The sequence below is a fragment of the Laspinema olomoucense D3b genome (assembly GCF_025370785.1).
Classification (GTDB): Bacteria; Cyanobacteriota; Cyanobacteriia; order Cyanobacteriales; family Laspinemataceae; genus Laspinema; species Laspinema olomoucense.
The window spans coordinates 14978-38447 of the sequence record NZ_JAMXFA010000029.1 but is presented as its reverse complement, the minus strand read 5'-3'; the positions used below and the strand labels follow the sequence as shown (position 1 = coordinate 38447).

The 23470-nt window shown below is 48.1% G+C and carries 18 protein-coding genes; 8 read left to right on the top strand and 10 right to left on the bottom strand.

Annotated features, from left to right (window positions below; genetic code table 11):
• Positions 1-50: 50 nt before the first annotated feature.
• Entirely contained in the window at positions 51-1301 is a 1251-nt protein-coding gene (locus NG792_RS19635; RefSeq protein ID WP_261236518.1) for a glycosyltransferase, read from the top strand.
• Between the two features lie 56 nt (positions 1302-1357).
• Here NG792_RS19635 and NG792_RS19630 read toward each other — a convergent pair whose 3' ends face one another.
• The 3 genes from NG792_RS19630 to NG792_RS19620 form a co-directional block, all read right to left on the bottom strand.
• Complete coding sequence (locus tag NG792_RS19630; RefSeq protein WP_261236517.1) at positions 1358-2218, bottom strand: hypothetical protein; 861 nt, start codon at positions 2216-2218, stop codon at positions 1358-1360.
• Positions 2219-2264: 46 nt separating this feature from the next.
• Positions 2265-3425, bottom strand: coding sequence for a glycosyltransferase family 4 protein (locus NG792_RS19625; protein ID WP_261236516.1), 1161 nt, complete (start codon positions 3423-3425; stop codon positions 2265-2267).
• A 348-nt stretch (positions 3426-3773) separates the two neighbouring features.
• The gene (locus tag NG792_RS19620; protein WP_261236515.1) at positions 3774-3935 is read right to left on the bottom strand and encodes a hypothetical protein; all 162 of its coding nucleotides are present in this window, start codon (positions 3933-3935) and stop codon (positions 3774-3776) included.
• A 358-nt stretch (positions 3936-4293) separates the two neighbouring features.
• Between NG792_RS19620 and NG792_RS19615 the strand changes: the two genes are divergently transcribed.
• Positions 4294-6306, top strand: a complete 2013-nt coding sequence (locus tag NG792_RS19615; RefSeq protein ID WP_261236514.1) for an ATP-binding cassette domain-containing protein — start codon at positions 4294-4296, stop codon at positions 6304-6306.
• Between the two features lie 135 nt (positions 6307-6441).
• Here NG792_RS19615 and mutY read toward each other — a convergent pair whose 3' ends face one another.
• The 5 genes from mutY to cax all read right to left on the bottom strand — a co-directional run bounded on the left by mutY (position 6442) and on the right by cax (position 11670).
• Positions 6442-7584, bottom strand: coding sequence for an A/G-specific adenine glycosylase (gene mutY, locus NG792_RS19610; protein WP_261200147.1), 1143 nt, complete (start codon positions 7582-7584; stop codon positions 6442-6444).
• A gap of 36 nt (positions 7585-7620) precedes the next feature.
• Positions 7621-7962, bottom strand: coding sequence for a DUF760 domain-containing protein (locus NG792_RS19605; protein ID WP_261200146.1), 342 nt, complete (start codon positions 7960-7962; stop codon positions 7621-7623).
• A 442-nt stretch (positions 7963-8404) separates the two neighbouring features.
• The gene (locus tag NG792_RS19600) at positions 8405-10315 is read right to left on the bottom strand and encodes a serine/threonine-protein kinase (RefSeq protein ID WP_261236513.1); all 1911 of its coding nucleotides are present in this window, start codon (positions 10313-10315) and stop codon (positions 8405-8407) included.
• Positions 10312-10470: a hypothetical protein gene (locus tag NG792_RS19595; RefSeq protein WP_261236512.1), complete on the bottom strand. Its 159-nt coding sequence runs from the start codon at positions 10468-10470 to the stop codon at positions 10312-10314. The genes NG792_RS19600 and NG792_RS19595 overlap by 4 nt, the downstream gene beginning before the upstream one ends.
• A 105-nt stretch (positions 10471-10575) precedes the next feature.
• Positions 10576-11670 (bottom strand): calcium/proton exchanger, encoded by a 1095-nt coding sequence (gene cax, locus NG792_RS19590; protein ID WP_261236511.1) that lies wholly within the window; start codon positions 11668-11670, stop codon positions 10576-10578.
• An 803-nt stretch (positions 11671-12473) separates the two neighbouring features.
• On the opposite strand from cax, the gene NG792_RS19585 reads away from it, so the two are divergent.
• From NG792_RS19585 to NG792_RS19570, 4 genes are all read left to right on the top strand, one after another.
• Positions 12474-15125, top strand: a complete 2652-nt coding sequence (locus NG792_RS19585) for a DUF3536 domain-containing protein (protein ID WP_435387592.1) — start codon at positions 12474-12476, stop codon at positions 15123-15125.
• A gap of 472 nt (positions 15126-15597) precedes the next feature.
• Positions 15598-15888 carry a hypothetical protein gene (locus NG792_RS19580; protein WP_261200141.1) on the top strand — a complete coding sequence of 97 codons (291 nt, stop codon included), beginning with the start codon at positions 15598-15600 and terminating at the stop codon, positions 15886-15888.
• Positions 15889-16427: 539 nt separating this feature from the next.
• The gene (locus NG792_RS19575; RefSeq protein WP_261236509.1) at positions 16428-17291 is read left to right on the top strand and encodes a segregation/condensation protein A; all 864 of its coding nucleotides are present in this window, start codon (positions 16428-16430) and stop codon (positions 17289-17291) included.
• Positions 17292-17544: 253 nt separating this feature from the next.
• Positions 17545-18714: a nucleotidyltransferase family protein gene (locus tag NG792_RS19570; RefSeq protein ID WP_261236508.1), complete on the top strand. Its 1170-nt coding sequence runs from the start codon at positions 17545-17547 to the stop codon at positions 18712-18714.
• Positions 18715-18845: 131 nt separating this feature from the next.
• Here NG792_RS19570 and speA read toward each other — a convergent pair whose 3' ends face one another.
• The gene (speA, locus tag NG792_RS19565) at positions 18846-20858 is read right to left on the bottom strand and encodes a biosynthetic arginine decarboxylase (RefSeq protein ID WP_261236507.1); all 2013 of its coding nucleotides are present in this window, start codon (positions 20856-20858) and stop codon (positions 18846-18848) included.
• Between the two features lie 308 nt (positions 20859-21166).
• On the opposite strand from speA, the gene ndk reads away from it, so the two are divergent.
• The gene (gene ndk / locus NG792_RS19560) at positions 21167-21616 is read left to right on the top strand and encodes a nucleoside-diphosphate kinase (protein WP_261197294.1); all 450 of its coding nucleotides are present in this window, start codon (positions 21167-21169) and stop codon (positions 21614-21616) included.
• Positions 21617-21723: 107 nt separating this feature from the next.
• Here ndk and NG792_RS19555 read toward each other — a convergent pair whose 3' ends face one another.
• Positions 21724-22494 carry a TerC family protein gene (locus NG792_RS19555; protein ID WP_261197295.1) on the bottom strand — a complete coding sequence of 257 codons (771 nt, stop codon included), beginning with the start codon at positions 22492-22494 and terminating at the stop codon, positions 21724-21726.
• 763 nt (positions 22495-23257) lie between these two features.
• Here NG792_RS19555 and psaM point away from each other — a divergent pair.
• A complete protein-coding gene (gene psaM, locus NG792_RS19550) occupies positions 23258-23353 on the top strand; it encodes a photosystem I reaction center subunit XII (RefSeq protein ID WP_015148281.1) in 96 nt (31 codons plus the stop codon).
• The last annotated feature ends 117 nt before the right edge of the window (positions 23354-23470 follow it).

Here is a 23470-nt window from a genome sequence, read left to right as displayed (position 1 = left end):
TATCGCTGACTAGCGATAATAGGACTGTATAGGCAACATGATTACCCCCCATGAATCGTCCAAACCAATCCGGAGATACCTTGCAAAATGCCAGCGCCAAACCTAAAATTTCCGTTCTGGTGAGTGACCTTTCTAAAAAAGGGGCCGGACGCTGGGGCGGCGGTGGAGTTCGCCCCTTTTTACTCAGTCAAGTGCTCAAGCGCCTCAACTATGACGTTGAAATTCTCGGATTTGTATTTGACGACGAACCCAACGTCCAAACTTCTTTTGAAGACATCCCCATTATTACCGTTCCCGGCAAAAAATATCCCCACTTTATTCAATCAGCTACCTCCTTGGTGAATCAAATGACGGGAGATATTATTTATGCCTATAAACCGAAACCCAGTAGTTTTGGACTGGCTTTATTAAATAAAATGAAAACTGGTCGGCCAGTCCTTTTAGATATTGATGACTGGGAACTGAGTTGGCATGGGGGTGACGCTTGGAAATATCGCCCGCCCAGTATCAAACAATTAGCCCGGGATATTTTTAAAGAAAATGGGCAATTGCGATATCCAGATCATCCACTGTATTTAAAATGGATGGAAAAATGGATTGCGCGGGCAGATGGGGTGACCCTGCACAATCAGTTTTTGCAAAAGCGCTTTGGCGGGGTGTATTTACCCAATGGCAAAGATACGGATTTATTTGATCCAACTCGCTATGAACCGGAAACCAGCCGAAATCACTATCAACTTTCGGGATATCGGATTCTGATGTTTCCCGGTGCACCAAGACCCTATAAAGGCATAGAAGATGTATTAATTGCCCTCGATCGCCTGAATCAGCCAGATTTAAGACTAGCGATCGTGGGGGGTAGTCCTTATGATGATTACGACAATCAACTCATGGAACAATGGGGGCGGTGGATTATCAAACTGCCAACCTTACCGATTCAACAGATGCCTGAAGTAGTTGCTGCAGCCCATATTATAGTCGTTCCCCAGCGAGATGAAGCTGCCGCCGCTGCACAATTCCCCCTCAAATTAACCGATGGGATGGCAATGGCAAAACCCGTATTAGCAACGCGAGTCGGAGATATTCCGGCGATATTAGCTGAGACAGGTTATTTGGTTGATCCGAATGCTCCCCAACAGATTGCTCAAACCATTGAAGAGATTTTTGAAAATTGGGAAATTGCCCAGGAACGGGGCCAAAAAGCCCGGGAAAGATGCGTCCAATATTATAGTTTTCACGCGATGGCAGAGATTCTCTCCGGAGTGATTGCACCGATCGCTGGGTCAGTTCATGGTTCATAAATCTCCCATTTTTGGTTTACCGAAGCACCTGAAATTGGGGAGCAAACCTCAAAATTTTACGTTAATAAATCCAGAACTTGTTGATAAAACCACTGGTTGCGATCGCGGCATTCCTGCAAACTAGAGGGATAATTTTGACATTCACTCAGCCATGAACGCCAATCATCCATCTCGCATTCAAACCAATTCGGATCCCGAGATTCATAGAGCGTCTTGCCAAACAGAGACAGTTTATAACTTTTTTGTTTCCATTTTTTAACGGGATATAAAACTGGGGAATGCTTCAGTCCATAGAACTTGCTAGTAAAGGGAAAAGCGATGACTTTCCGCCCTAAAAGTGTTCCCCAGTAGGCTCCATGAAAAGAACTGGTTAAAATGGTTTCTCCAGACCCTAAGAAATCCAGTACAGTCCGGAAATCCATTGACTCATTCGTGAGGGTGGGTAGTCCGGGAACCTGAATCCGAAACTTTTTGTGGGAAAACACAACCACCTCATGCTGCGGAACCCGGGGGCGATCGAACTCCTGATGCATACAACTGACACAGGGAACCCAATTTAAACCGACTCCATAATCTCTAATTCCCAGTAAATCAACGGATTCCACATAAGGGCTATAGTCAAATTGAGCAAAGGTAAGTGATGGATCTTTATAACTTTGCTGTCCGACTCCCCAAAAGATATACTTGCCTTTATCTACCTGAGTTTTTAAATGCTGGATTGGTCCCAGAAACCGAGGAAATAAGAGTCCCCCTCCACCGAGAATTAGATGTGGATTCTGGAGTGGTTCTTGGGGTAAATCGTCAATATCTTTGGCTTCGGTTTGGACTCCGGGAAAGTTAAAGTACAGCAGGGGAGAGGAAAACCAATCCCCAATATTAATGGAATGCCTGACATGATAGTTTACCAGATAAGACACTGACTCAATCACTCCTTTAGATGGAATAGGAATCGGGGATTAAAACTTAGTTTTGGAAGTATTCAGCAACCACCGCCTGAATTTCAGAAATAAACTTTTCCGTAGAAAAGAGAGATTGCTGTTTTTTCAAGGATTCAAGTAGAGCCATCTGGCGATCGCGTTGCTGGAGAACCTGGACTATTTTCTCCACGGCGGTGGCATTCTTGTTATCAAACAGCAATTCCTCATGATGAGCGCCGACAATTTCTACCTGACCCCCTTTATCTCGAACAAAGGGAATCATCCCCGCTTTCACCATTTCTGCAACAGAGATTCCAAAAGGTTCAGGCTTAGAGTGGATACCGTAACGACAGCGTGCTAGGACCTGGAGATAATCTTTATAGGGGAGGTCTTGATAGATTTGAATCCAGTCTGAATTTTTATCGGCTAGACCCTGAATTTTCTGTTCATAAGACCGTTTGTAAGTACCCCCCCCTCCTCCGGTGATATGCAATTTCACATCAAAGCCGCGATCGCGCACCGCCTGCAAAATTTCAATCACTCGATGAGTCTGCTTTGCCGCAACAATTCTACCGCTACAGAGAAACGCATCCTCTTTTTCCTCCCAGGGCCGTTTCTCCATTTCTGTGATTACAGGGGGATAGATGACCCGGGAATTAATTCCATACTCTGCTTTAATTCGATCAGCGGTGTAGAAAGAGTTTGCTACAGACTGATTCTGTTTGAGTTTCTCCAGGGAAAATCCTGATAAGTTCATGATCAAGCGGTTCCAGCCTTTATTGTCTTTAGGCTGGGGATCAACGACATGAACCCAGTGCAAATATTGCAGTCCGGGTTGTCCCATATCCACCGCATTATAAGTCGAGAAGACTAAATCTGAGTCAGCCGTGAGCGCTTTAAAAGCTCGGATGGACCAATGAATTAAGGCGAATCTGATTTGAGGGCTATTGGCTATCAATGCATTAATCCACTGGGTATCTATAGACCTGGGTAAGAGCGGATGAATGGTGATATTTTGATGGGTTAAATGGGTATTATAGAGAGTATCTAATTGGGAGAAATCAATAAAATTTAAAGTAAACAAAGTAACATTATAGTGAGGAGCTAAAGCCTCCATGATCCAGAGACTGACTGCTTCAGCACCTCCCCCCATAAAATAGGGTTGCCAGATAGCGATGCGTTTCAAATTCTGCCGGGATTGATTCATGGTGGGGTTTCGATTGATTTCTAAAATTAAGGGAAAAACTGTTTCATCTTCCAGGATTTACAGAAAAATAACAAGTCAGCCTAATGAAGAGAGTCAATTCATGGCCGGGAACTTGATTGAGTGAGCGCATCGAGGCGAGACTGCCTGGTTGGACAAGCCTCGGCTATAATGAGCAATAACGTTTCCCCAGGGGATATCAGGGACCGCAGGTGGGTATCATTATCCGACTGATTTGCAACAGTCTGTCGGTTTTCCCAAAACTTACCCCGACGACTTTACCTAGAAACCGAGTTTCTGGGTCCCGATTGAGGTGAGGCACCGCCGATTGAGCGCACAAACCCCATTGATTTAAGTCAGTCGTATTGGCATTTTATTCTTTCGAGCCACCGTAGAGATACGAGTCGGGACCTTAGAAGAAATTAATGGATAGAGATTGATTATACCGGGAGCAATTTTTTCCAGGGCTTGATGCAGTTCTGGATATAGGGCGATCGCAATTTCTGTTAGCATCGGCATGAAAAATGGGCTTGAGAGGGCGACAAGCGGGGGATGCCAGAGTGGGATAGTGCCTACCTGGTTTTATTATTATAGCTGCCGATGTTGTTGTTTCCCCAGACGGCACTCAATCCGATTGAACCATTGTTGAGCAACAGCCATTGAACCCCCGCCCCTCAGTCTTGGCCTTGCATTTTAGTGTAAACTAGGCTCAGGGAAAAGAGAGCTGATCGGCTAGTAGCAGAAAAACCAAATGCGCTCTCCTTGAGCAATCTAAAAAAGCTCCGGCTACCCAAGTAGACGCCGAGCCTTGTATTGTACCCACCATTCCCTTATCGCAGCTAACCCCCAAGCTCAGTAGCAGGAAAACTTAATGTCTCCCACTCAATTTCTCCTCAACTATGCTAGAAAACACCCTTTTTGGATTACCCTGACTATTGTTCTAGGGTGGTCAGGAGCATTGTTCAATGGAGTCAGTATGACCCTGATTGTTCCTGTGATCTTAGCCTTTTTAGGCCAGGAAGTAGAGTTTCAGCAAGGGCCTCCTATCGTCACCCGAGCGTTTAGTCTTTTGGAGCAAGTGAGTCCAAGATATCAGCTTGGGTTGATGATGGGAGTCATTCTACTGCTGATCGTGTTGAAAAATGTCACGTTGGTCTCTAATCAACTGGCATCTGCTCATTTATCCCGCTTGCTGGTCAAAGATATTCGGTTAAATGCGGTACAATTATTGCTTGATATAGATATTGACTATTATTCAAAGAAGAAATTGGGGGATATTCTCAATTATGTGAATCAAGAGGTTGGCCGATGTTCCAGCGCTATTCGGATTGGAATTCGGACTCTGACCAACGCGATGACGGTTTTAATCTTTGTGGGGATTCTGATTTTAATCTCTTGGCAGCTCACCCTGGTCTCTACTCTTTTGTTAATGCTCGTCCCGCTCCTTTCTCAGTTTATCATCCGGCGTTCCCAGGAGTATGGAAAGATTCTGTCAGAAAAATCTCGGGCCTATACCACCGCCTTAATGGAAGTATTAAATGGAATTCGTTTGGTAAAATCTACGGGACAAGAGAATCAGGAGTATTTCAAAATAAAAAGACTAATCGAAGACCGAGAAAAAGCAGAGATGCAATCCCAAGTGAACTACTCAATTATTACGCCGATGAATGAGTTGAGTGGGTTATTTGTGATTTTATGCATTATTATAATAGGGCGAATTATATTTTCCAATCAAATAGAATCCCTTTCAACCCTTTTGCTCACGTACTTGTTTGTGCTGTCCAGAGTGGTCCCCTTAATGGGACAATTAAATAATAGTCGCAGTGAATTTGCCAATGTTATTCCCAGCACGATTATTGTTAGCGAATTTTTGCGGAAAAATGACAAACCCTTGATGAAGGATGGAACGGAACCTTACAGAAAATTGGAAAATGGAATTCATTTTGATCACCTGTCTTTTTCATACTCTGGACATAAAGATGTGGTGCTTAAAGATGTGGATCTATGGTTACCCAAAGGGACAACTTTGGCCTTAGTCGGGGGTTCGGGGGCGGGAAAATCGACTTTAGCGGATTTGCTGCCGAGATTTTACGATACCACAGAGGGCCGGATCACCATTGATGGGAAAGACTTGCGCGAATTTGATATGCGATCGCTGCGAAAATCAATGGGAATCGTCAGTCAGGATACCTTTTTATTCAACGATTCGGTGCGCAATAATATCGCTTATGGGCGTCCCGATGTCACAGAGCAAGAGGTGATAGAAGCGGCAAAACTGGCCAATGCCTATGAATTCATTATGAACCTCCCGGAAGGATTTGATACCCCCTTGGGCGATCGCGGGATTTTGCTCTCGGGAGGACAACGACAACGAATTGCGATCGCCCGTGCATTGCTTCATAATCCCGATATCTTAATCCTAGACGAAGCTACCAGTGCCCTAGATACCGTTTCCGAACATCTCGTGCAACAGGCGATCGAACGCCTCAGTCGCGATCGCACCACCCTGGTAATTGCTCACCGTTTGTCCACCGTCAAAAATGCCGACCAAATTGCCGTCTTAGACAAAGGTCAAGTCGTCGAAACCGGGACCCATGAGGAACTCTTGAGCAAAGGCGGATACTATGCCAAACTTTACTCCATGCAGTTCTCCCTAGACACCCAAGATCTCGTCAAAAAAGCTCGCAGCGAAACCTTAATGAACACCTCCTACGAAATTCGGACTCGCCTCAATCCCATGATTGGATTTTTGCGCTTAATCGTAGATGATGTCGTAGACTCACCCCAAGAACTGCGCGAATTAACCCAGGAATCTTATGAATCAGCAATTCGTTTGCTCAACACTTTAGAATATATGGAAAAACAGTCTAAACTCGAAGTTTAAAACCCCCTTTCCCCACAGAGTTGCACCTTCTAAATTGAGCAGTCACACCCCAATATTCCCTCAAAGAGATGCACCTAACCGGTGCCTCTCTACCCTAAAACCCTAACTTAAAGCCTTAGCTGATTTGGGTTCCGGTTACGGCTTAAACGAAGAATTTTCCGGCTGACGTAACACCTCAATAATCTTGACATTCGCTTTTGGAAATGGAAACTGGTCAATTTCATCCAATCGCACCCAGCGCACCTCATCCGATTCCAGGGGTTGTGGTTCCCCGGCAACATGGCGACAATGATGAACCGTTAACGTGACCCGAAAATGGGTATAAGCGTGTTCTAGGCTAATCAGTTGGGCACCCACTTCCACCTCGATCGCCAACTCTTCCCGAATTTCCCTGTGGATACAATCAGATACCGTTTCTCCCGGTTCGATTTTCCCTCCCGGAAATTCCCATAACCCCCCCAGGAGTCCCTCCTGACGTCGCCGATCAATTAAAATCTCTCCGCGATCATTCCAAATCACAGCCACACCGATGAGTTTATGGGGGAGGGGACTAGAAGTTTCACGCATGGGTAAATCAGCCTGCATCTGTAATTGATAAGCCTGACAGTGAGCCATCCAAGGACAGCGACTGCACTCAGGAGCCTTGGGAGTGCATAGAGTCGCCCCCAAATCCATCAAAGCCTGATTAAAATCCCGAGGATTTTCAGGATCCAGCAAAACTTCTGAACACTGCCATAACAGCTTCATGGCCTTTGCTGGTGGCACCCGCAACCCTATGAGTCTAGCGAAAATTCGCTTGACATTCCCATCAAGAATGGGCAGAGGTAAATTAAACGCCGCACTGAGGATCCCCCCGGCAGTGGTTCGCCCAATTCCCGGTAACGCCAGCGCCGCTTCTAGGGTCCTGGGAAAGCTGCCATCATAGTCCTGAACGATCGCCCGAGCACAGGCGTGTAAATTGCGTGCCCGAGCATAATATCCCAACCCTTGCCACAATTTGAGCACATCCTGTTGACTCGATTCAGCTAAACTGATGAGAGTTGGAAACCGCTCCAACCAGCGATGATAATAGGGGATAACCGTCTTAACTTGGGTCTGCTGTAACATAATTTCCGAGATCCAAATCGGATACGGATCTCGTTGCTGACGCCAAGGTAAATCTCTTCCCCCTTGGGCGTACCAACTCAGCAGAGATTCCCGCAAGTCTAAAATAGCAAAATTCGGCAAACTCAGGGATGAGCCTGCCGAGGTTCGAGTAATACTCTGGTTCTGCTGCAAGTTTGTTCAACTCCACCCTAGGACTTCACCCTCCATTTACTCATGAAGTTTAGGATGAGATTCGGTAAATTGTAAAGAGTTTTCAAAAGCCATGCGTTGCTCGGCATTGCGGAGAAAATAGCCACTAATCATCGCTGAGGCTAGAATCCGTCCGAGATGTTCGCGATTCGTCGTAATCGTAACGCCAAAGTGTTCCGGGGGGAGATTTCCTAATAAACCGATGATGTTGCGTTCCATAACTTGAAACACATCAGAGGAACTAGGTCGAGAGAGTTGGGAAATAGCTTCTGGACTCAAGGATTGTAAGTAATCCCAGAGTAAATTATTGTCTCCCTCTTCTGAGAGGAATTCTGGCGGTCGATTGGATTCAGGGTTCATAATAATTGTACCTCTTGGGCTTAGATGGGCGTTTAGTTGTCTATTAAGGTTGTAGGCTACAGCGTCGGTACAGTAGGGGGAAGACAAACCGAGGTTAGGGAAGAAAATTTGTAGAAACTAGCAGGAAATCTGGGCGATAAACCCGGTTTATTGTCCCTTGGCTGTAATCCTGTCCCGATGCTGTAGTAGGAGGAAGGGGAATGCTCTGTTTTTTTTCAGACTGAATGGTCCGAGCCATTTATGACAGTTTTCTAATGTTTCTTTAAGTTATCGTCTCTATAGGGAAGTTTGCCTCTATCTAAAGGGGTTAATCGGACTCCCTAAAAAGAAATAGCCGTTTACCCAAGTCGCCCATGTAGGGCGAGATTGAAGGGGGGAACGGAACAGAAGTGGGCTAATTTTGAGAGGAGTTAGGGATAAGAGCAAGCTGTTGGCGAGAAACTCATGAACCGATCGCAGCGGTTGAGAGTGGACTGGCCGATCGCCAAATTTTGATGGTTTGGTCATGACTGGCACTGACAAGCACTTTCCCACTCGGGGCGATCGCCACCCCATTAATGGCACTGCGATGACCCATGAGAGTGCTGCGTAATTCGCCAGTCTGTAAGTTCCAAATTTTAACCGTTTTATCCCGAGAACTGCTGACAAACTGTTCGCCATCCGGGGCGATCGCCACCGACCAAATCGTACCCGAATGACCCGTCAGGGTATAGCTTAGTCTTTGCGTCTCTAAATCCCAGACACAAAGAGTCTGCTTCACATCCCCACTCACCCCAGTTTTGCCATCAGGACTGATGGCAAGGCAAGTCACCGAGGCGCGATGTCCCGTGAAAGTCGAGAAGCATTCTCCCGTCGTCAGGGACCAAATTTTCAGGGTTTTGTCCCCACTGCCACTGACTAAGGTTTTGCCATCGGGAGTAAAGGCGATGCAAGTGACGGCATAGCGGTGACCCTGGAGGGTGTGGATTAATTCCCCACTCTGGACAGACCAAACTTTAATGGTTTTATCCGAACTCCCCGAGGCAATCAGGGTCCCATCGGGGGAGAGGTCCACTGCCGCGACCCAGTTAGAATGACCCGTGAGGGTGTGAATTAATTGTCCCGTGGGGAGGTTCCAGATTTTAATCTGCTGATCTGAACTGCCGGACGCCAGGGTTTTACCATCGGCAGTGACTGCCACGGACCACACCGCCTCCTGATGACCCATCAGAGTCCGTAATAACTGCCCCGTAGCGACATTCCAGACTTTAATCGTTTTATCCCAACTGCCGGTGACGAGGATATGACCCCGAGGAGAAAGGGCCACAGACCAAACCCCATCTTGATGCCCGATTAAGGTGCGCTCAAGGGTAAAATCGGGGCTAGTAGGTTTAATGGCAGAGGGTGTAGGTAAAGCAATTTTCCGGGTGGGTGGGACGGCATGAACCCCGGGGGGGCTGTTCTGAATCTGCTCTAAACGGGCGAGTTCCGATAAAATTTCCCCGGTATTGCGGGGACGCTGGGAGGGGAAAGGTGCCATCAGGCGATCGAGGAATTCGGCAAACTCATCGGAAACCCCAGGCGCACTACTGCGCCAGCGAAATTCGTCCGTATAGGGTTCATAAAAGGTCAGGGGATGCTGGCGGGTTAACAAATAGACAAAGGTTCGACCCAAGGCAAAAAAGTCAGATTGTTCCACTGTATGCCCTTTTTCCTGTTCCGGTGGCGCATATCCTCGGGAAATGATGACGGTTCCGGCAGGGATGATATTTTGGGATGAGAGTTCCTGATGGGCGACCTCACGAACGGTCCCAAAGTCAATTAAAGCCAGATTGCCATCAGGTTGGCGCATGATATTACTGGGTTTAATATCCCGATGGAAAAATTGGTGCTGATGGACTTCTTCCAGAAGCAGGACCAATTGTTTAAGCCATTTTAAAGCAAGGGATTGGGTGAGGGAAGTGGGTTGTTGTTTGAGCCATTCTTCGAGGTTAACTCCCTCGATTTTTTCCATGACGAGACAATGTAAGGGAGGTTTGCGGTCCGGAGGGGCGATCGTAAAATAAGCCGAGGGTTCCATATAGGGAATTCCCTGGCGATGGAGTTGACTGAGTACCCGCGCTTCTCGTTCAAAGAGGGAAACCGCTTTTTTTTGGGCTTGGAGGGTGGTAAATTGGGAGAGATTTAGGACTTTGAGGACTTTGGGTAAGCCTTGGTCATCCACCTGGTAAATGACGCTAAAGCCCCCAGAACTGAGGGCCTTCACCGGGCGGTACCGTCGATTCAGCAACAATTGCATCCCACAACCGAGACAGAAGAGTTTGTGATCTAGATTGTGGGGGGAAGGACAGGTGGGGTTGATGCAATAGCTCATAAACGCTTGGGGGCTGGATTGAGCGGGGGAGTGGAGACTTGGGGCGATCGCAAATTCAGGAAACCACTATCTGTAGTATAGGTGGGATTCTCGGCAGTTGTCTTGCGGTATAAGTCTGGCTGCATGATTGGCGATCGCTCTCTTAACAGGTTCAAACGCGCCAACCCCCAACCCATCTACCTCAAAAAAATCTAGCAAAAAAAAAGGTGAGCATTGCTCACCCTGATTTTATCGAATTCTTTTAACCCAATGCCAAATTTTTAACCAATCCCTGGAATCGCCGGATGGAAGTAGAATGCTAATCCCAACACGAGATAAGTCGCCAGGAGCAAAGTCCCCTCCAGCCAATCAGAACGGCCATCGGAACTGACAGAATTAGCAATAACAACCGATACCGCAACTGCCACCAGTTCAAAGGGGTTGAAGTCCAAATCCATCGGTTTATCCAGGATATAACCGGCAATGACTAAGACAGGCGCAACAAACAAGGCAATTTGTAAACTGGAACCCAGGGCCACGGACACGGACAGGTCCATCTTATTCTTCATCGCCACTGTAACTGCCGTCGCGTGTTCCGCAGCATTGCCAATAATGGGAACTACAATCACCCCGGTAAAGAGTGCGGTTAATCCCAACATAGAAGTAGCTTCTTCCAGGGAATCGACTAACAATTCTGATTCGACAGCTACCATCAGGGTGCAGGCTAATAGTACCCCCGTCCATAACCAGACATTCGGCGGTTTAACTGCTTCACCTTCTTCCCCTTCTAACTCCGCTTCCCCGACATCACAGAGGTAGGCATGGGTTTTCATGGAAAACACCAGGGTTAAGAGATAAACGAGGATTAAGACGACTGCCACGCAGGTTGAGAGTTGCTGCATAGTCTTTTCTTCGATGCCGGTGGAGGTGAAATCTACCGCTGTGGGCAGTAACATGGCGATTACCGCCAGAGTCATCGCCGAAGCATTCAACCGGGCTACAATCGGTTGAAATTCTTGTTGTTTGTACCGCAGCCCTCCCAGTAGCATGGACAACCCCATGACGAGGAGCAGGTTACTCATAATTGACCCGGAAATGCTGGCTTTGACGACATTGATAAATCCAGCATTGAGCGCAACGAGGGCGATAATTAATTCCGTGGCATTGCCAAAGGTGGCATTCAACAATCCTCCAATATTTGGACCGACAACCACCGCAATTTCTTCCGTGGCGGTTCCCATCCAAGCAGCTAAGGGAATAATTCCCAAACAAGCGGTTAAAAAAATCGTTAAGGCTCCCCAGTGGAGAAAATGACCGGCAATGGAAATGGGAACAAAAACAAGTAAACCGATGAAAATAATGTTTTTGATGGACATCAAATTGGTTAGGTCTCAGTAAAAAAATGAGTGGTAATTGAACCGGAAGAATCGGGAAGATTTGCGGGCCTTCCTAGGCCGCTAACCGGGCTTTTGAGGTCCGAGTCTGGGGGGTGGAACGACCGCTCCCGTTAGAGTTTTAGTCCGGTTGAGCTGACGGTTTTCCGGAGAGTTCAGCTTATAGAGTGTCTTGAAATTGGCCTGCATGATTGGGCTTGCTTCAAGACAAGGCGGGTTCACGTGCCGCCCCTTCTATCGGTTCCCTCCGGCCTTGGCTAGGTAATTAGACTAGGAGTTCAGCATTCGTTTAGTCATAACGAAACCTGTTGTAGCACAAAAGCGCGTAACCTTGGGTTTGAATGTATTCAGGAGCAAGATACAAACCCCGATGGAAGTCGTAAGAAGCGGATTATAGCATAGACATTTTGATTTGCAAGTTTCATTAAATAAAGATTTGTTTTGAAGTGTGAAATTAAGACAGGGGTGACACTATTTGCAATGGGGATCGGTTATAGTGCCGACAGATAGCTTCATAGCAGAAAACGGATAGAACAGCGATCGCGTAAGAGATAGCCCTAGAGATGATGTTGAAGTAACAGCAAAGGCTATGACGGTTGAGGCTTAGACCCCGGCAGTTTGTGCCAAGTTTGTCATTGCCGTTCGCGATCGCCTCCCCCTTTCTTAAAATTGCCTGCACTTAATCCCATACTCTGTACCCCAGAAATGGCCTGCCTAAAGATAGATTTTATCGATTGTTTAGTTGTAGATCTAACAGTATGACAACCCCCACCGACACAGCACTTATGCTGAATCCCACCTTAACTTCCTTAACTCCAGAAGAAATCCCAGGAACTCGGACAGAACCGACGAAAGTTGACCCCATCAAAACCGCCACAGGCGTCTATGTCTCCATTCACGGACATTTTTACCAACCTCCGCGAGAAAACCCTTATTTAGATGCGATCGAGCGGCAACCGAGTGCCTCGCCCTTTCACGACTGGAACGAGCGGATTTATCACGAATGCTATCGTCCTAATGCCTACGCCCGAGTCTTGAACGACTGCGGCGAAGTGGTGGGGATCGTCAATAACTATGAATATCTCAGCTTTAATATCGGTGCAACTTTAATGACATGGCTGGAACGCTATGACCGAGAAGTGTACAATCGCATCCTTGAAGCCGATCGCAAAAGTGCACAGCGTCTCAATGGTCATGGCAATGCGATCGCCCAAGTCTACAACCACATCATCATGCCCCTCGCCAACGAACGGGATAAATACACCCAAATTCGCTGGGGTAAAGAAGACTTCCGCTCCCGCTTTGGCCGTGATCCCGAGGGAATGTGGTTAGCCGAAACCGCCGTAGACTATGCCACCCTGGAAATCCTAATTGCCGAAGGCATCCAATTTATTATTCTAGCCCCCTCCCAAGCCCAACGCTGCCGGGTGATCCCCACCGATGAAGAAACCCAAACCGACTGGATCGAAGTCGGTGGCGCACAAATTGATCCCACCCGGCCTTATCGTTGTTTTCTCCCAGATCCCCAAGGGGGAGAGGACCGTAAATCCATCGATATCTTCTTCTACGATGGTCCGATTTCCCGCGATATGGGCTTTGATGACCTCCTGAACAATTCCCATAACCTCCTGGGACGCTTAGGGTTAGCCATTCAAGGAGATGGTCGCCCCAGTCAGTTACTCTCCGTCGCCACCGATGGCGAAACCTTCGGTCACCACAAGGGCGGAACCGAAAAATGTCTCGCCTACGCTTTCGTTAGCGAATTCCCCAAACATGGCTGGACCGTCACTAACTTTGCCCATTATTTAAGCATCAGTCCCCCCTCCTGGGAAGTCCAACTCAAATCCGTCACCGCTTGGAGTTGCGCTCATGGGGTCGATCGCTGGCAGGAAGATTGTGGTTGCGGTGGCGGTGGCGGTTGGCATCAAAAGTGGCGGCGTCCCCTGCGTGAGTCGCTCAACTGGTTGCGGGATCAACTCACCGAGATCTATGAAGAACAAGGTCGCCACCTCTTCTTAGACCCCTGGCAGGCTCGGGATGAATATATCAAAATCGTCCGCGATCGCTCCCCGGAAAATATTGACCGCTTCTTCCGACACCATCAAACTCACCCCCTCACCCCCCTGGAACAAGTAGATGGCCTGCGCCTGCTGGAAATGCAGCGGCACAGCTTGCTGATGTACACCAGTTGCGGCTGGTTCTTTGAAGAACTCTCCCGCCCAGAAGGGGTGCAAATCCTCCGCTATGCCGCCCGGGCGATCGAACTTGCCGGAGATGTCGCCGGAGTCCAACTCGAACGAGAATTTATCGCCCGTCTTGCCTTCGCACCCAGTAACGTCGATGCCTTTAAAGATGGGGCTGGGGTTTATCGCCATCTGGTCCAAACCGCTCAGATTAGCTTAGAGCAAGTTGCCGCCCATTACGCCATCAGTGGACTCTTTACCAGCTATGGCCCCCAACAGCGGGTGTACTGCTATGACGCTTACCAACGGGATTATCAGTTGCAACGCATGGGTCCCCTGACCCTGGGAGTCGGACAACTTCAACTGGTTTCGGAAATCACCCGAGAAAGTGTCGATTTAGTCTTTGCCGTACTCCATATCGGCGGTTGGGATTTCCATTGCTGCATTCAACCCTTCACGGGACGACGGGCCTACACCGAGATGAAAGAGCATCTGTTCGGCGTCCTGCAAGAAGCCAGTGCCGCCCATGCTATTTTGGCCATGAATGAGCATTTTGATGGGAAATCCTATAATCTGCGCGACCTGTTCGCCGAGGAACGCCATCGGATTATGCGCCTATTAAGTCAAGAAACCTTGATGCGCCTCGACCAACTTTACAGCCAGGTGTATCGGGATAATTATGGGATCATGATGGGCTTCCATCGGGATGAACTGCCGGTCCCGAAAGAGTTACAGGTTGCCGCAGAGATTGCTTTGGGCCATCGCTGTACCGAGTCCGTCCTGGGTTTAGAACAGGAATTGGGGAATGCTCAGGCTGATGGACAGGTAATGTCCGCTCATTTAGGCGAGTTAGAAGCGATCGCCACGGAAGCTGAACATACCCGTTGTAATCTCTATCTCCCCGAAGCCAAACTCATTTTAGAACGGTCCATCCTGCGATCGCTCTGGGACCTCCTCCACGAAGTCCAACCGGAACTCCTAGAGGCCGCTATTCAGCGCTTAGAACGCCTGATTGCCGTCGGTCAACGTCTCAATCTCGGCTTGTCCCTAGAACGCTCTCAAGAGCTTTATTTCTATTGGCTCACGGGTCAACTCGATCGCCACGCTATCCCCTCTCTGGATACTAATATTGCCTCGGGTTCTGCTGAATCTTTCGCCATTTCTCCCGGAGATCCAGTCCAACTCCGTCGTCTCTTGTTATTGGGTCAAACCCTCCAGGTTCAGGTTACGCCCCAATTAGAACAGCTTCGCTAATTGCCATTCCATCTCATAGCCTGCGCTATCTATTCCCGATAGCGCAGGCTATTTCTATTCCGGGTACGGGGAATCCTCATAGCGGTTAGCTCATACCAAATCCGGTTGTGATAGGTCTATCAGGACCGGATTCCGGATAAAGTGGTTGACTCAACGTTTAATCCTTCGGGTTTTTAACTCTATCTTTAGGTTCACCCCAGCCTCAAATTGTCTCACCTGCAAATCTCACTCAAGACAGATGAAGCTCCAGAAGTTTCGCATTAAATTAGTCTCAGCAAGGAATTGAGGGACGACAATCTGCCTTCAGTGGGAAACGCCCTGAGCGCTACTCCTGGAGGCTGATGTGACTTCACTCACAGCACCCAACCGACCACAAACACGAAACCGCAGTGAGTAACCTTCGCGACAATTAAGCAATTTTAAAAGATTCTGTTAATAACAGCATAAATCGTCAAAAAATTGAGTGAAGTAAATGATGTTTTTAAAACTATCTCTGGGACTGGTCTGTGTATCTATCGTTCAAATCGGACTGAGTGGGTTTATACCTGTATCCGCTGCTTCCGCTGAGGTTCCTAGCCCCCATCAGGGCATGATGATGGATTGCTCTGAAGCAGATCAGTGTACCTTCAGAGGGGCAAGCACCATAGAATGGGAAGCGCCCACTAGCCAAAAAATTCCCGAACCGGGCATGGTCACTGCCATTATCCTATCGGGTCTAGGAATTGTCTCCTCGCAAAAAAGACGTTTTGTGACAGACAAATAAATCCCAATGGGTGCAGAACTGAGTCTGAGTTATCGGGACTGTCAAGGAATCGGTTGTTTGGGTGCATCGTCTTCGTTAATCCCTGATCTTGGTGCATCCCCATTTTCATCCCCGAGTCTGGATCATCCTCTCCAACCCAGATTTTAGGGAATTTTGAACTTAAAAATTATCCACCATCGCGATCGCCTCCTCACAGAGTGTTCCGGTTTACCCAAAAACTGGGGATAATTTTTGTCATGACTATTCCTAAGCGGTGTTTTAGGAGGATTTTTCATTCCTAGGGACCCGGGGTTGAGAGCAAAGCACCCCATCACGCTGAACTCGACGCGGGGCCCCTGGTTTAACATTCACCCCTAAATGTAGGGTCGAGAAGTTGAGGGTTGCCAATAGTTTAAACCCCTATTCTCACCTAGAAAACTCTTTGACATGGCGTTTAATCGGAGTCAAATCAAGGAGTAGGCCGGTCTTTAAGAATGATATAATCAAAAGACTGAACAGCCACGCTGCACCCACTTTAACTTTTAAAATAAAAAAGGGATATGACTGGTTCTTTAGCTCAAAATGCGATCTCACTCCTCATCGAGTTGGCACAAACTGGAGAAATCGATCCCTGGGATGTCCAAGTGATTGAGGTGATTGACCGATATCTCAGTAGACTGTCTCAAGTTCATGAAGCAGGACGAGTTGAGCGGGAAGCGGCTTTATCGGAGACGGGACAGGCGTTTCTATATGCCTCGATGTTGGTTTTATTGAAAGCAGATGCTCTAGCGCGTTCGGAATCGGTGATCGATGACCCGAATGCCTCGGAGGAGGAAGAGGCGGAATTTCTGGACCCGATGGATGAGGAAGGGCAAGGGGGGAATGTTCCCAGACAGTTAGAATTGCAACTCAAACGACGGGCAGTAGCACCCACGCCTAAAAAACGCCGGGTTACGCTTCAAGAGTTGATTGAGCAGTTGCAGTTGATGTCAATGGCGATCGAAACGCCCCCACGCCGCCGTGCGAAACGACATGGCGGGTCGAAATCGACGGCGAGTACGGTTCGGGCGCTGACGGAGTTAGCAGAACAAGAAAATATTTCAGAAGTGGCCGATCGCCTGACTCGTTTTTTGTTAGCTTACGCGGAAAAACTGGATATCTGTGAATCCTGGTTAGAGTTGGAGGCCCTTTTAGAGGGGTTGATGGACCAGCGAGGCGATCGCCCCTCGGGAGAATCCGCCACTGCCCAGTCCCTCCCAACTTCTAATGACCGAGTGGGTGTCTTTTCGGCCCTGCTCTTGTTATCCGCTCAGTCTAAGGTGGAACTGTCTCAAGAACAATTTTACGGAGAGCTCAAAATCCGGGCGATCGTCGATCCAGTGGCCCTAGAGAACCCCCCCACTCTCAACGAGGTCATGGTTTAACCCACACCACTGCACCCCCCTCCAGAGAAAGCCTAAACCGGAACCACCTTGCCACCCACCGAGTCGGCCAGGGACCCCAGGAAGGGCAGGGGGACTAGGAATTACAGGGCGATCGCTCAACCCCTCACCCCAAGCCTCATTCCCCGGGGTGGACCTTCCCTTCCGGATCACGACTAAAAGATAACAACTTTTTGCAATTTCAAAACATTAATTCGTTAAAATTGATAGGCTCAAGGATAAGAGAAAAATATCTATGAAAGCCATGATTCTGGCAGCGGGTAAGGGTACCCGAGTCCGTCCGATTACATACACCACCCCCAAACCGATGATTCCCATCCTGCAAAAACCAGTGATGGAGTTTTTAGTGGAATTGCTTCGCCAGCATGGTTTTAACCAAATCATGGTCAACGTTAGCCACCTAGCCAACGAAATCGAAAACTATTTCCGGGATGGACAAAGATTTGGCGTCGAAATTGGCTATTCCTTTGAAGGTCGGATTGTGGATGGCGAACTTGTTGGGGAGGCAATCGGAAGTGCGGGCGGCATGAAGCGCATCCAAGACTTTAACCCTTTTTTCGATGATACCTTTGTTGTGCTTTGTGGAGATGCTTTAATCGATCTGGACTTAACGGAAGCAGTTAAGTGGCACAAAGAAAAAGGCTCGATCGCCACCATCGTCATGAAATCTGTCCCCCGGGAAGAAGTATCCAGTTATGGGGTAATTGTTACGGACGAAACGGGCCGCGTCAAGCAGTTCCAAGAAAAACCGTCCGTAGAAGAAGCGATGAGTACCAACATTAACACGGGTATTTATATTTTCGAGCCGGAAGTGTTGAATTACATCCCCTCGGACCAAGAATATGATATCGGGGGTGAGCTATTCCCGCAACTGGTAGAAATGGGTGCTCCATTCTACGGCATTGCAATGGATTTCCAATGGGTGGATATTGGAAAAGTTCCGGACTATTGGAGAGCAATTCGCGGGGTATTAACCGGAGAGATCCAAAATGTCTCGATTCCCGGCAAAGAGATAATTCCAGGGGTTTACACCGGCTTAAATGTCTCCGTTAACCTCGATAAGGTGGATATTAAAGGGCCGGTGTACATTGGGGCGATGACGCAAATTGAAGATGGGGCCAAAATTATTGGACCTTCGATGATCGGGCCAAGTTGCCGAATTTGCAGTGGCGCAACGGTGGAAAATAGCGTAATTTTTGAATATTCTCGCTTAGGTCCAGGGGTGCGCTTAGTTGACAAGCTGGTGTTTGGGCGCTACTGCGTCGATAAAACAGGTGCATCCATTGATGTCCAAGCAGCGGCCCTGGATTGGTTGATTACGGACACTCGTCAGGCTATTCCTGTGAATACCCCCGAGGAAGGCAGAGCGATCGCCGAACTCCTCGAAAGCGAAGGTCGCCCTTAACATCCCTCGTAGTCTTTTTTGGAAACCGGGTTCCCTAAAAACTACTCCAGTTCTCATCCCTCTCTCGGGGGAGAACACCCGGTTTCTGTTCCCTTACCCCAGTTAAAACTAGGGTAAGAGTTCGTTGCACCTTATGTCGTTAAATAAGTGTACCGACCCAAACAGCGCTCGTAATTTTGCAGCAATCGTTGAGATTCTTGCAGGGTAATATTCCCCTCTTTTAACGCTTGTTCCGTCTGCTGGCGGATACTTTCAATCATGTCTTCAGAATCGTACTGGACATAACTGAGGACTTCTTTCATCGTATCCCCCTTGACCACGTGTTCGATTTCATAGCCTTTCGGGGTCAGCTTAATATGGACGGTATTGGTATCCCCAAATAAATTATGCAGATTGCCCATAATTTCCTGATAAGCACCGCCGAGAAACATTCCTAAATAGTAGGGTTCATCGGGTTTAAGGCGATGCAATTCCAGAACGTGCTTCACATCCAGCAAGTCAATAAATTGGTCGATTTTACCGTCACTATCACAGGTCAAATCTGCAAGAGTACCGCGTTCCGTGGGTTTTTCATCTAAGCGATGAATGGGCATAATTGGGAATAATTGGTCGATCGCCCAACTATCCGGCGCCGATTGAAACACCGATAAATTAATGTAGTAGATGGAGGCCATAATTTTTTCCAACTCCTCCAAATCATCCGGGACATAATCAGCACCCCGAACGATCGCCTGAATTTTCCCACAGCAAGCCCAGTAGAGTTGTTCCGCCCGGGCGCGTTCCCGCAAACTCAAATAGCCGAAATTAAATAAGCTAATCGCCTCCTCTTTAAATTGGATGGCATCGTGATAGGCTTCTTGGTAATTTTCAGCTTTAATCGAGTGATAGGTATCGGAGAGATTTCGCAGAATCAGATGTTCTTTTTCCGTACTCGGTTCAGGGGGTTGAATCGAGACATCACTGGTGCCGAGGACATTAAAAATTAGCACCGACTGATGGGAGGCGATCGCCCGTCCACTTTCGCTAATTAGAGTCGGCATCGATACCTGACCTTCTTCGCAGGCTTCCTTCACTTCCGCCACAATATCATTAGCGTAGTTTTGCATATTGTAGTTTTTGGAAGCATGGAAATTGGTTTTAGAGCCATCGTAATCCACCCCCAAACCGCCGCCAACATCCAAATACTTCATATTTGCCCCCAACTTCGCCAACTCCACATAAATTTGGCTGGCTTCGCGGATAGCATCTTTAACCTTGCTAATGGCGGAAATTTGCGAACCAATATGGAAATGTAACAACTGGAGACAGGAGAGCAGATCAGCGCCAGCGAGTTGATCTACCGCATGGATAATTTCAGGAATGGTCAGACCAAATTTAGCGCGATCGCCCGAGGAACCTCCCCAGCGACCAATTCCTTTGCTCATCAGTTTAGCCCGCACCCCGACAATCGGCTGAATCCCGAGGTTTTTCGAGGCAGCGATCACCATCTCCACCTCTTCCAACTGTTCGATCACCACGATCGCCCGTTGACCCAGACGCTGGGCTAAAATTGCCGTTTCAATGTATTCCCGGTCTTTGTAGCCATTACAAATCACCAGTGCGCCCTCAGTTTTCAGCGTGGCGAGGGCAATCATCAGTTCCGGTTTAGAACCTGCTTCCAGGCCAAATTGATGGGGTTGACCGAAGCGGACTAAATCCTCAATCAGGTGGCGTTGTTGGTTGCACTTGACTGGAAACACCCCGCGATAGACCCCGGGGTACTTGTAGCGAGCGATCGCTTTAGAAAAGCAAGCATTCAAGCGCTCGATCCGGTCTTCTAAAATATCCGAAAAGCGAATCAGCAGGGGTAAATCCAGATTGCGCTGTCCCAGAGCTTGGACCAGTTCTAGCAAATCCAACGACCCACCGCGATCGCCCCGGGGAGAGACCGTCACATGACCTGCGGCATTAATCGAAAAATAAGGCTCTCCCCAACCTGTAATGCGATAGAGTTCCTCACTCTCCTCAATCGTCCAAGGTTGCGCCTGCTTAGAGGGATGCAACACAATTGGGGCGATCGCCCCAGATCCCCTGTTTTCCGTCCCGTTCCCATCCGTCGAGTTTTCCCCGAGGTTGGTCTCGGCGATATTTGGCTTAACTCCCATAATTTCTTCGCAGCCTCGCAACAACGCGCTTCCAGTCCATCAAATCGTTGATCATCATCCCGCCAAGGGATATCATGCGGCGCTCCCTTTCCCAGGATTACCCAGGGTTAATCCGGCCTCAACCGGAAGAATACAATAGCGCTCTCATAACCGTGGATATTAGCACATTGAACGAAAACTCATGTATTTCAGAGAACACCGAACCCATAATTTGAGAAATTGATTCTAGCTCAGACCTGGAGGAGGGGACGTTCTGAGATACGCTTAAAGGGTGATAGTTGTTAATCGTCAAGTGCTAGGAGATTGGTTTGGAACGGACATTTATCGCAATCAAGCCCGATGGAGTCCAACGCAAACTCATCGGGGAAATTATTCGGCGGTTTGAAGCCAAAGGGTTTACCCTGGTGGGACTGAAAATGATGAGCGTGCCTCGGGAGTTGGCCGAGAAACATTACGAGGTTCACCAGGAAAAAGCATTCTTTCCTGGGTTAGTGAAGTTCATCACCTCCGGACCATTGGTGGCAATGGTATGGGAAGGAGATGGAGTGGTTTCCTCCGCTCGAAAAATCATCGGCGCAACCAATCCCTTAACGGCAGAACCGGGGACGATTCGCGGAGACTTTGGAGTCAGTGTCGGACGCAACCTGATCCACGGTTCCGATGCGATCGAAACCGCTGCTAAGGAAATTAGCCTGTGGTTTACACCGGAAGAACTGGTCAGTTGGGATTCAGCGATGGCACCTTGGCTTTACGAATAATAGAGGGTATCTGCCCTTTTATTCCGCAGCCGAGACCGTGAGACTCCCATGAGTAAGGGTTAAGAATTAAGAACTTCCCGGAGTGAATTCTTAACCCTTACTCCTTCTTACTCCTGAATTATTTCTCCCTTTTCCTGGAGGGGAGCCACCGCCTCTGCATCGTGATTCGTGGCGGATTCAACAGCATTTTCCAGTTCAGTCTCGGGCTTTCTGAGGGAAAATCCCCAGATGAATAACATTACAACCAAGGAAATAAAGAACCATTCCGGTAGGACAAAATCGTCGCTAAATACGCGCATCAGCAGACGCAATCCCACCAAGCCCACGGTAATATAACCCGCATCTTCCAGGTGAACATATTCATCCAACCATCGGATAAATAACCCCGCCATAAACCGCAGGGCGATAATTCCAATGGTTGCACCTGTAATAATCAGCCAAATTTCTGAAGAAACTGCGATCGCCGTAGTGACACTATCTAACGAAAAGGCCAAATCCGTCATGGCAATGATCGGAATCGCTTGCCACAGCGAATTATATTTCGGGCCACTCCGCTGATTTTCTTCCCCTTCTGAGGACGTAAAATATTGAAAGACTAACCACAACAAATAGACGGCTCCGAGAAGCTGGAACTGCCAAAAGTTGATCACCCAGGTGGCGGTAAAAATGAGCGCTATCCGCAGGATAAAAGCAGCCACTAGCCCAAAATTGAGGGCCTGACGCTGGATCTTCGGGTCCAGTAATCCTTGCGCAATCGAGGCTAGGGCGATCGCATTGTCTGCCGAGAGCACAGATTCCAACGCTACTAAAATCAGCAGCAGGAAAGCTGTTTCAATTCCGATATTTTGGGGATAAAAATCACTAAATCGGTCTAGCATTAACGAAAAATTTTCCTTGATAGCGGTCACGCAGGGAAACCGAACCAATCATTCATCCATGATTTTCCCTCTTTCTGCCTGTGAGTCTCCAAAAGTCCTCATGTAACGAGGGACTTGGGCTGGTGAAGCCCTCTGGGCGAGTCGAAAGTAGCCTGCCACTTACAGCGACCTAGGTCAAAATTGGGGGCAATCACTTCGGAGCGAATGATCAGCGGTCTTCACTCAGCTTAACCTTTTATGAGAAATTTCAGTACACCGAATCTCGGGTTTCCCGGAATAAATTCGCCCCGCTCCCCCTCTGTGCTAAACCTTTTGAACCCCTAGAGCATCGCTACAGTAGCCAGAAGACGACCGGCTTTCTTCTCCAAAATGCTAAACACAAAGCAGTAAATGCGCCCCAGAAAGCCAGTTTCTGGGGTCTGGGAGCTTAAAAATACTGTAGCCAGAAGACAAGGGGGTTTTTTGACCAAAATGCTCCTCGTTAGCCAAAAATGTGCTCCAGAACCCCGGTTTCTTATTTTCTCTATCTAATCCTGTACCGAGGCTCTGAGGTATCGTGGCTCTCAGGGAAAAACTAGGATTTTTTACTCAACCCAGGAATCCCACCTCTGAGGGGCTGATTTGGGCTTTGGGGTCCCATTCGGGGCGCGAGACAGAGTAAAATGGCAGAACTATTTGTTGCATATTGTAACAATGGGTTTCCTCACGGCACGAAATAGCCGACATTAGTTAAAAATATCCAAATATCAAGGAGGTCTAAATTATGGGAATCTCTGAAACCCAAGTCCTAGTCGCACTGGTTGTTGCTTTAATTCCGGGCATCTTAGCCTTCCGTCTGGCAACCGAACTGTACAAGTAAGGTTCTCCCAGTCCAACGGCTCAGGGCCTGTCGAGGACCCTTGCCTACCGTAAGGGTCCTTGACAGGCTCCTGATTTGGGAACCTGTTTCCAAAATCAATGGCAGAAAATAAAATAG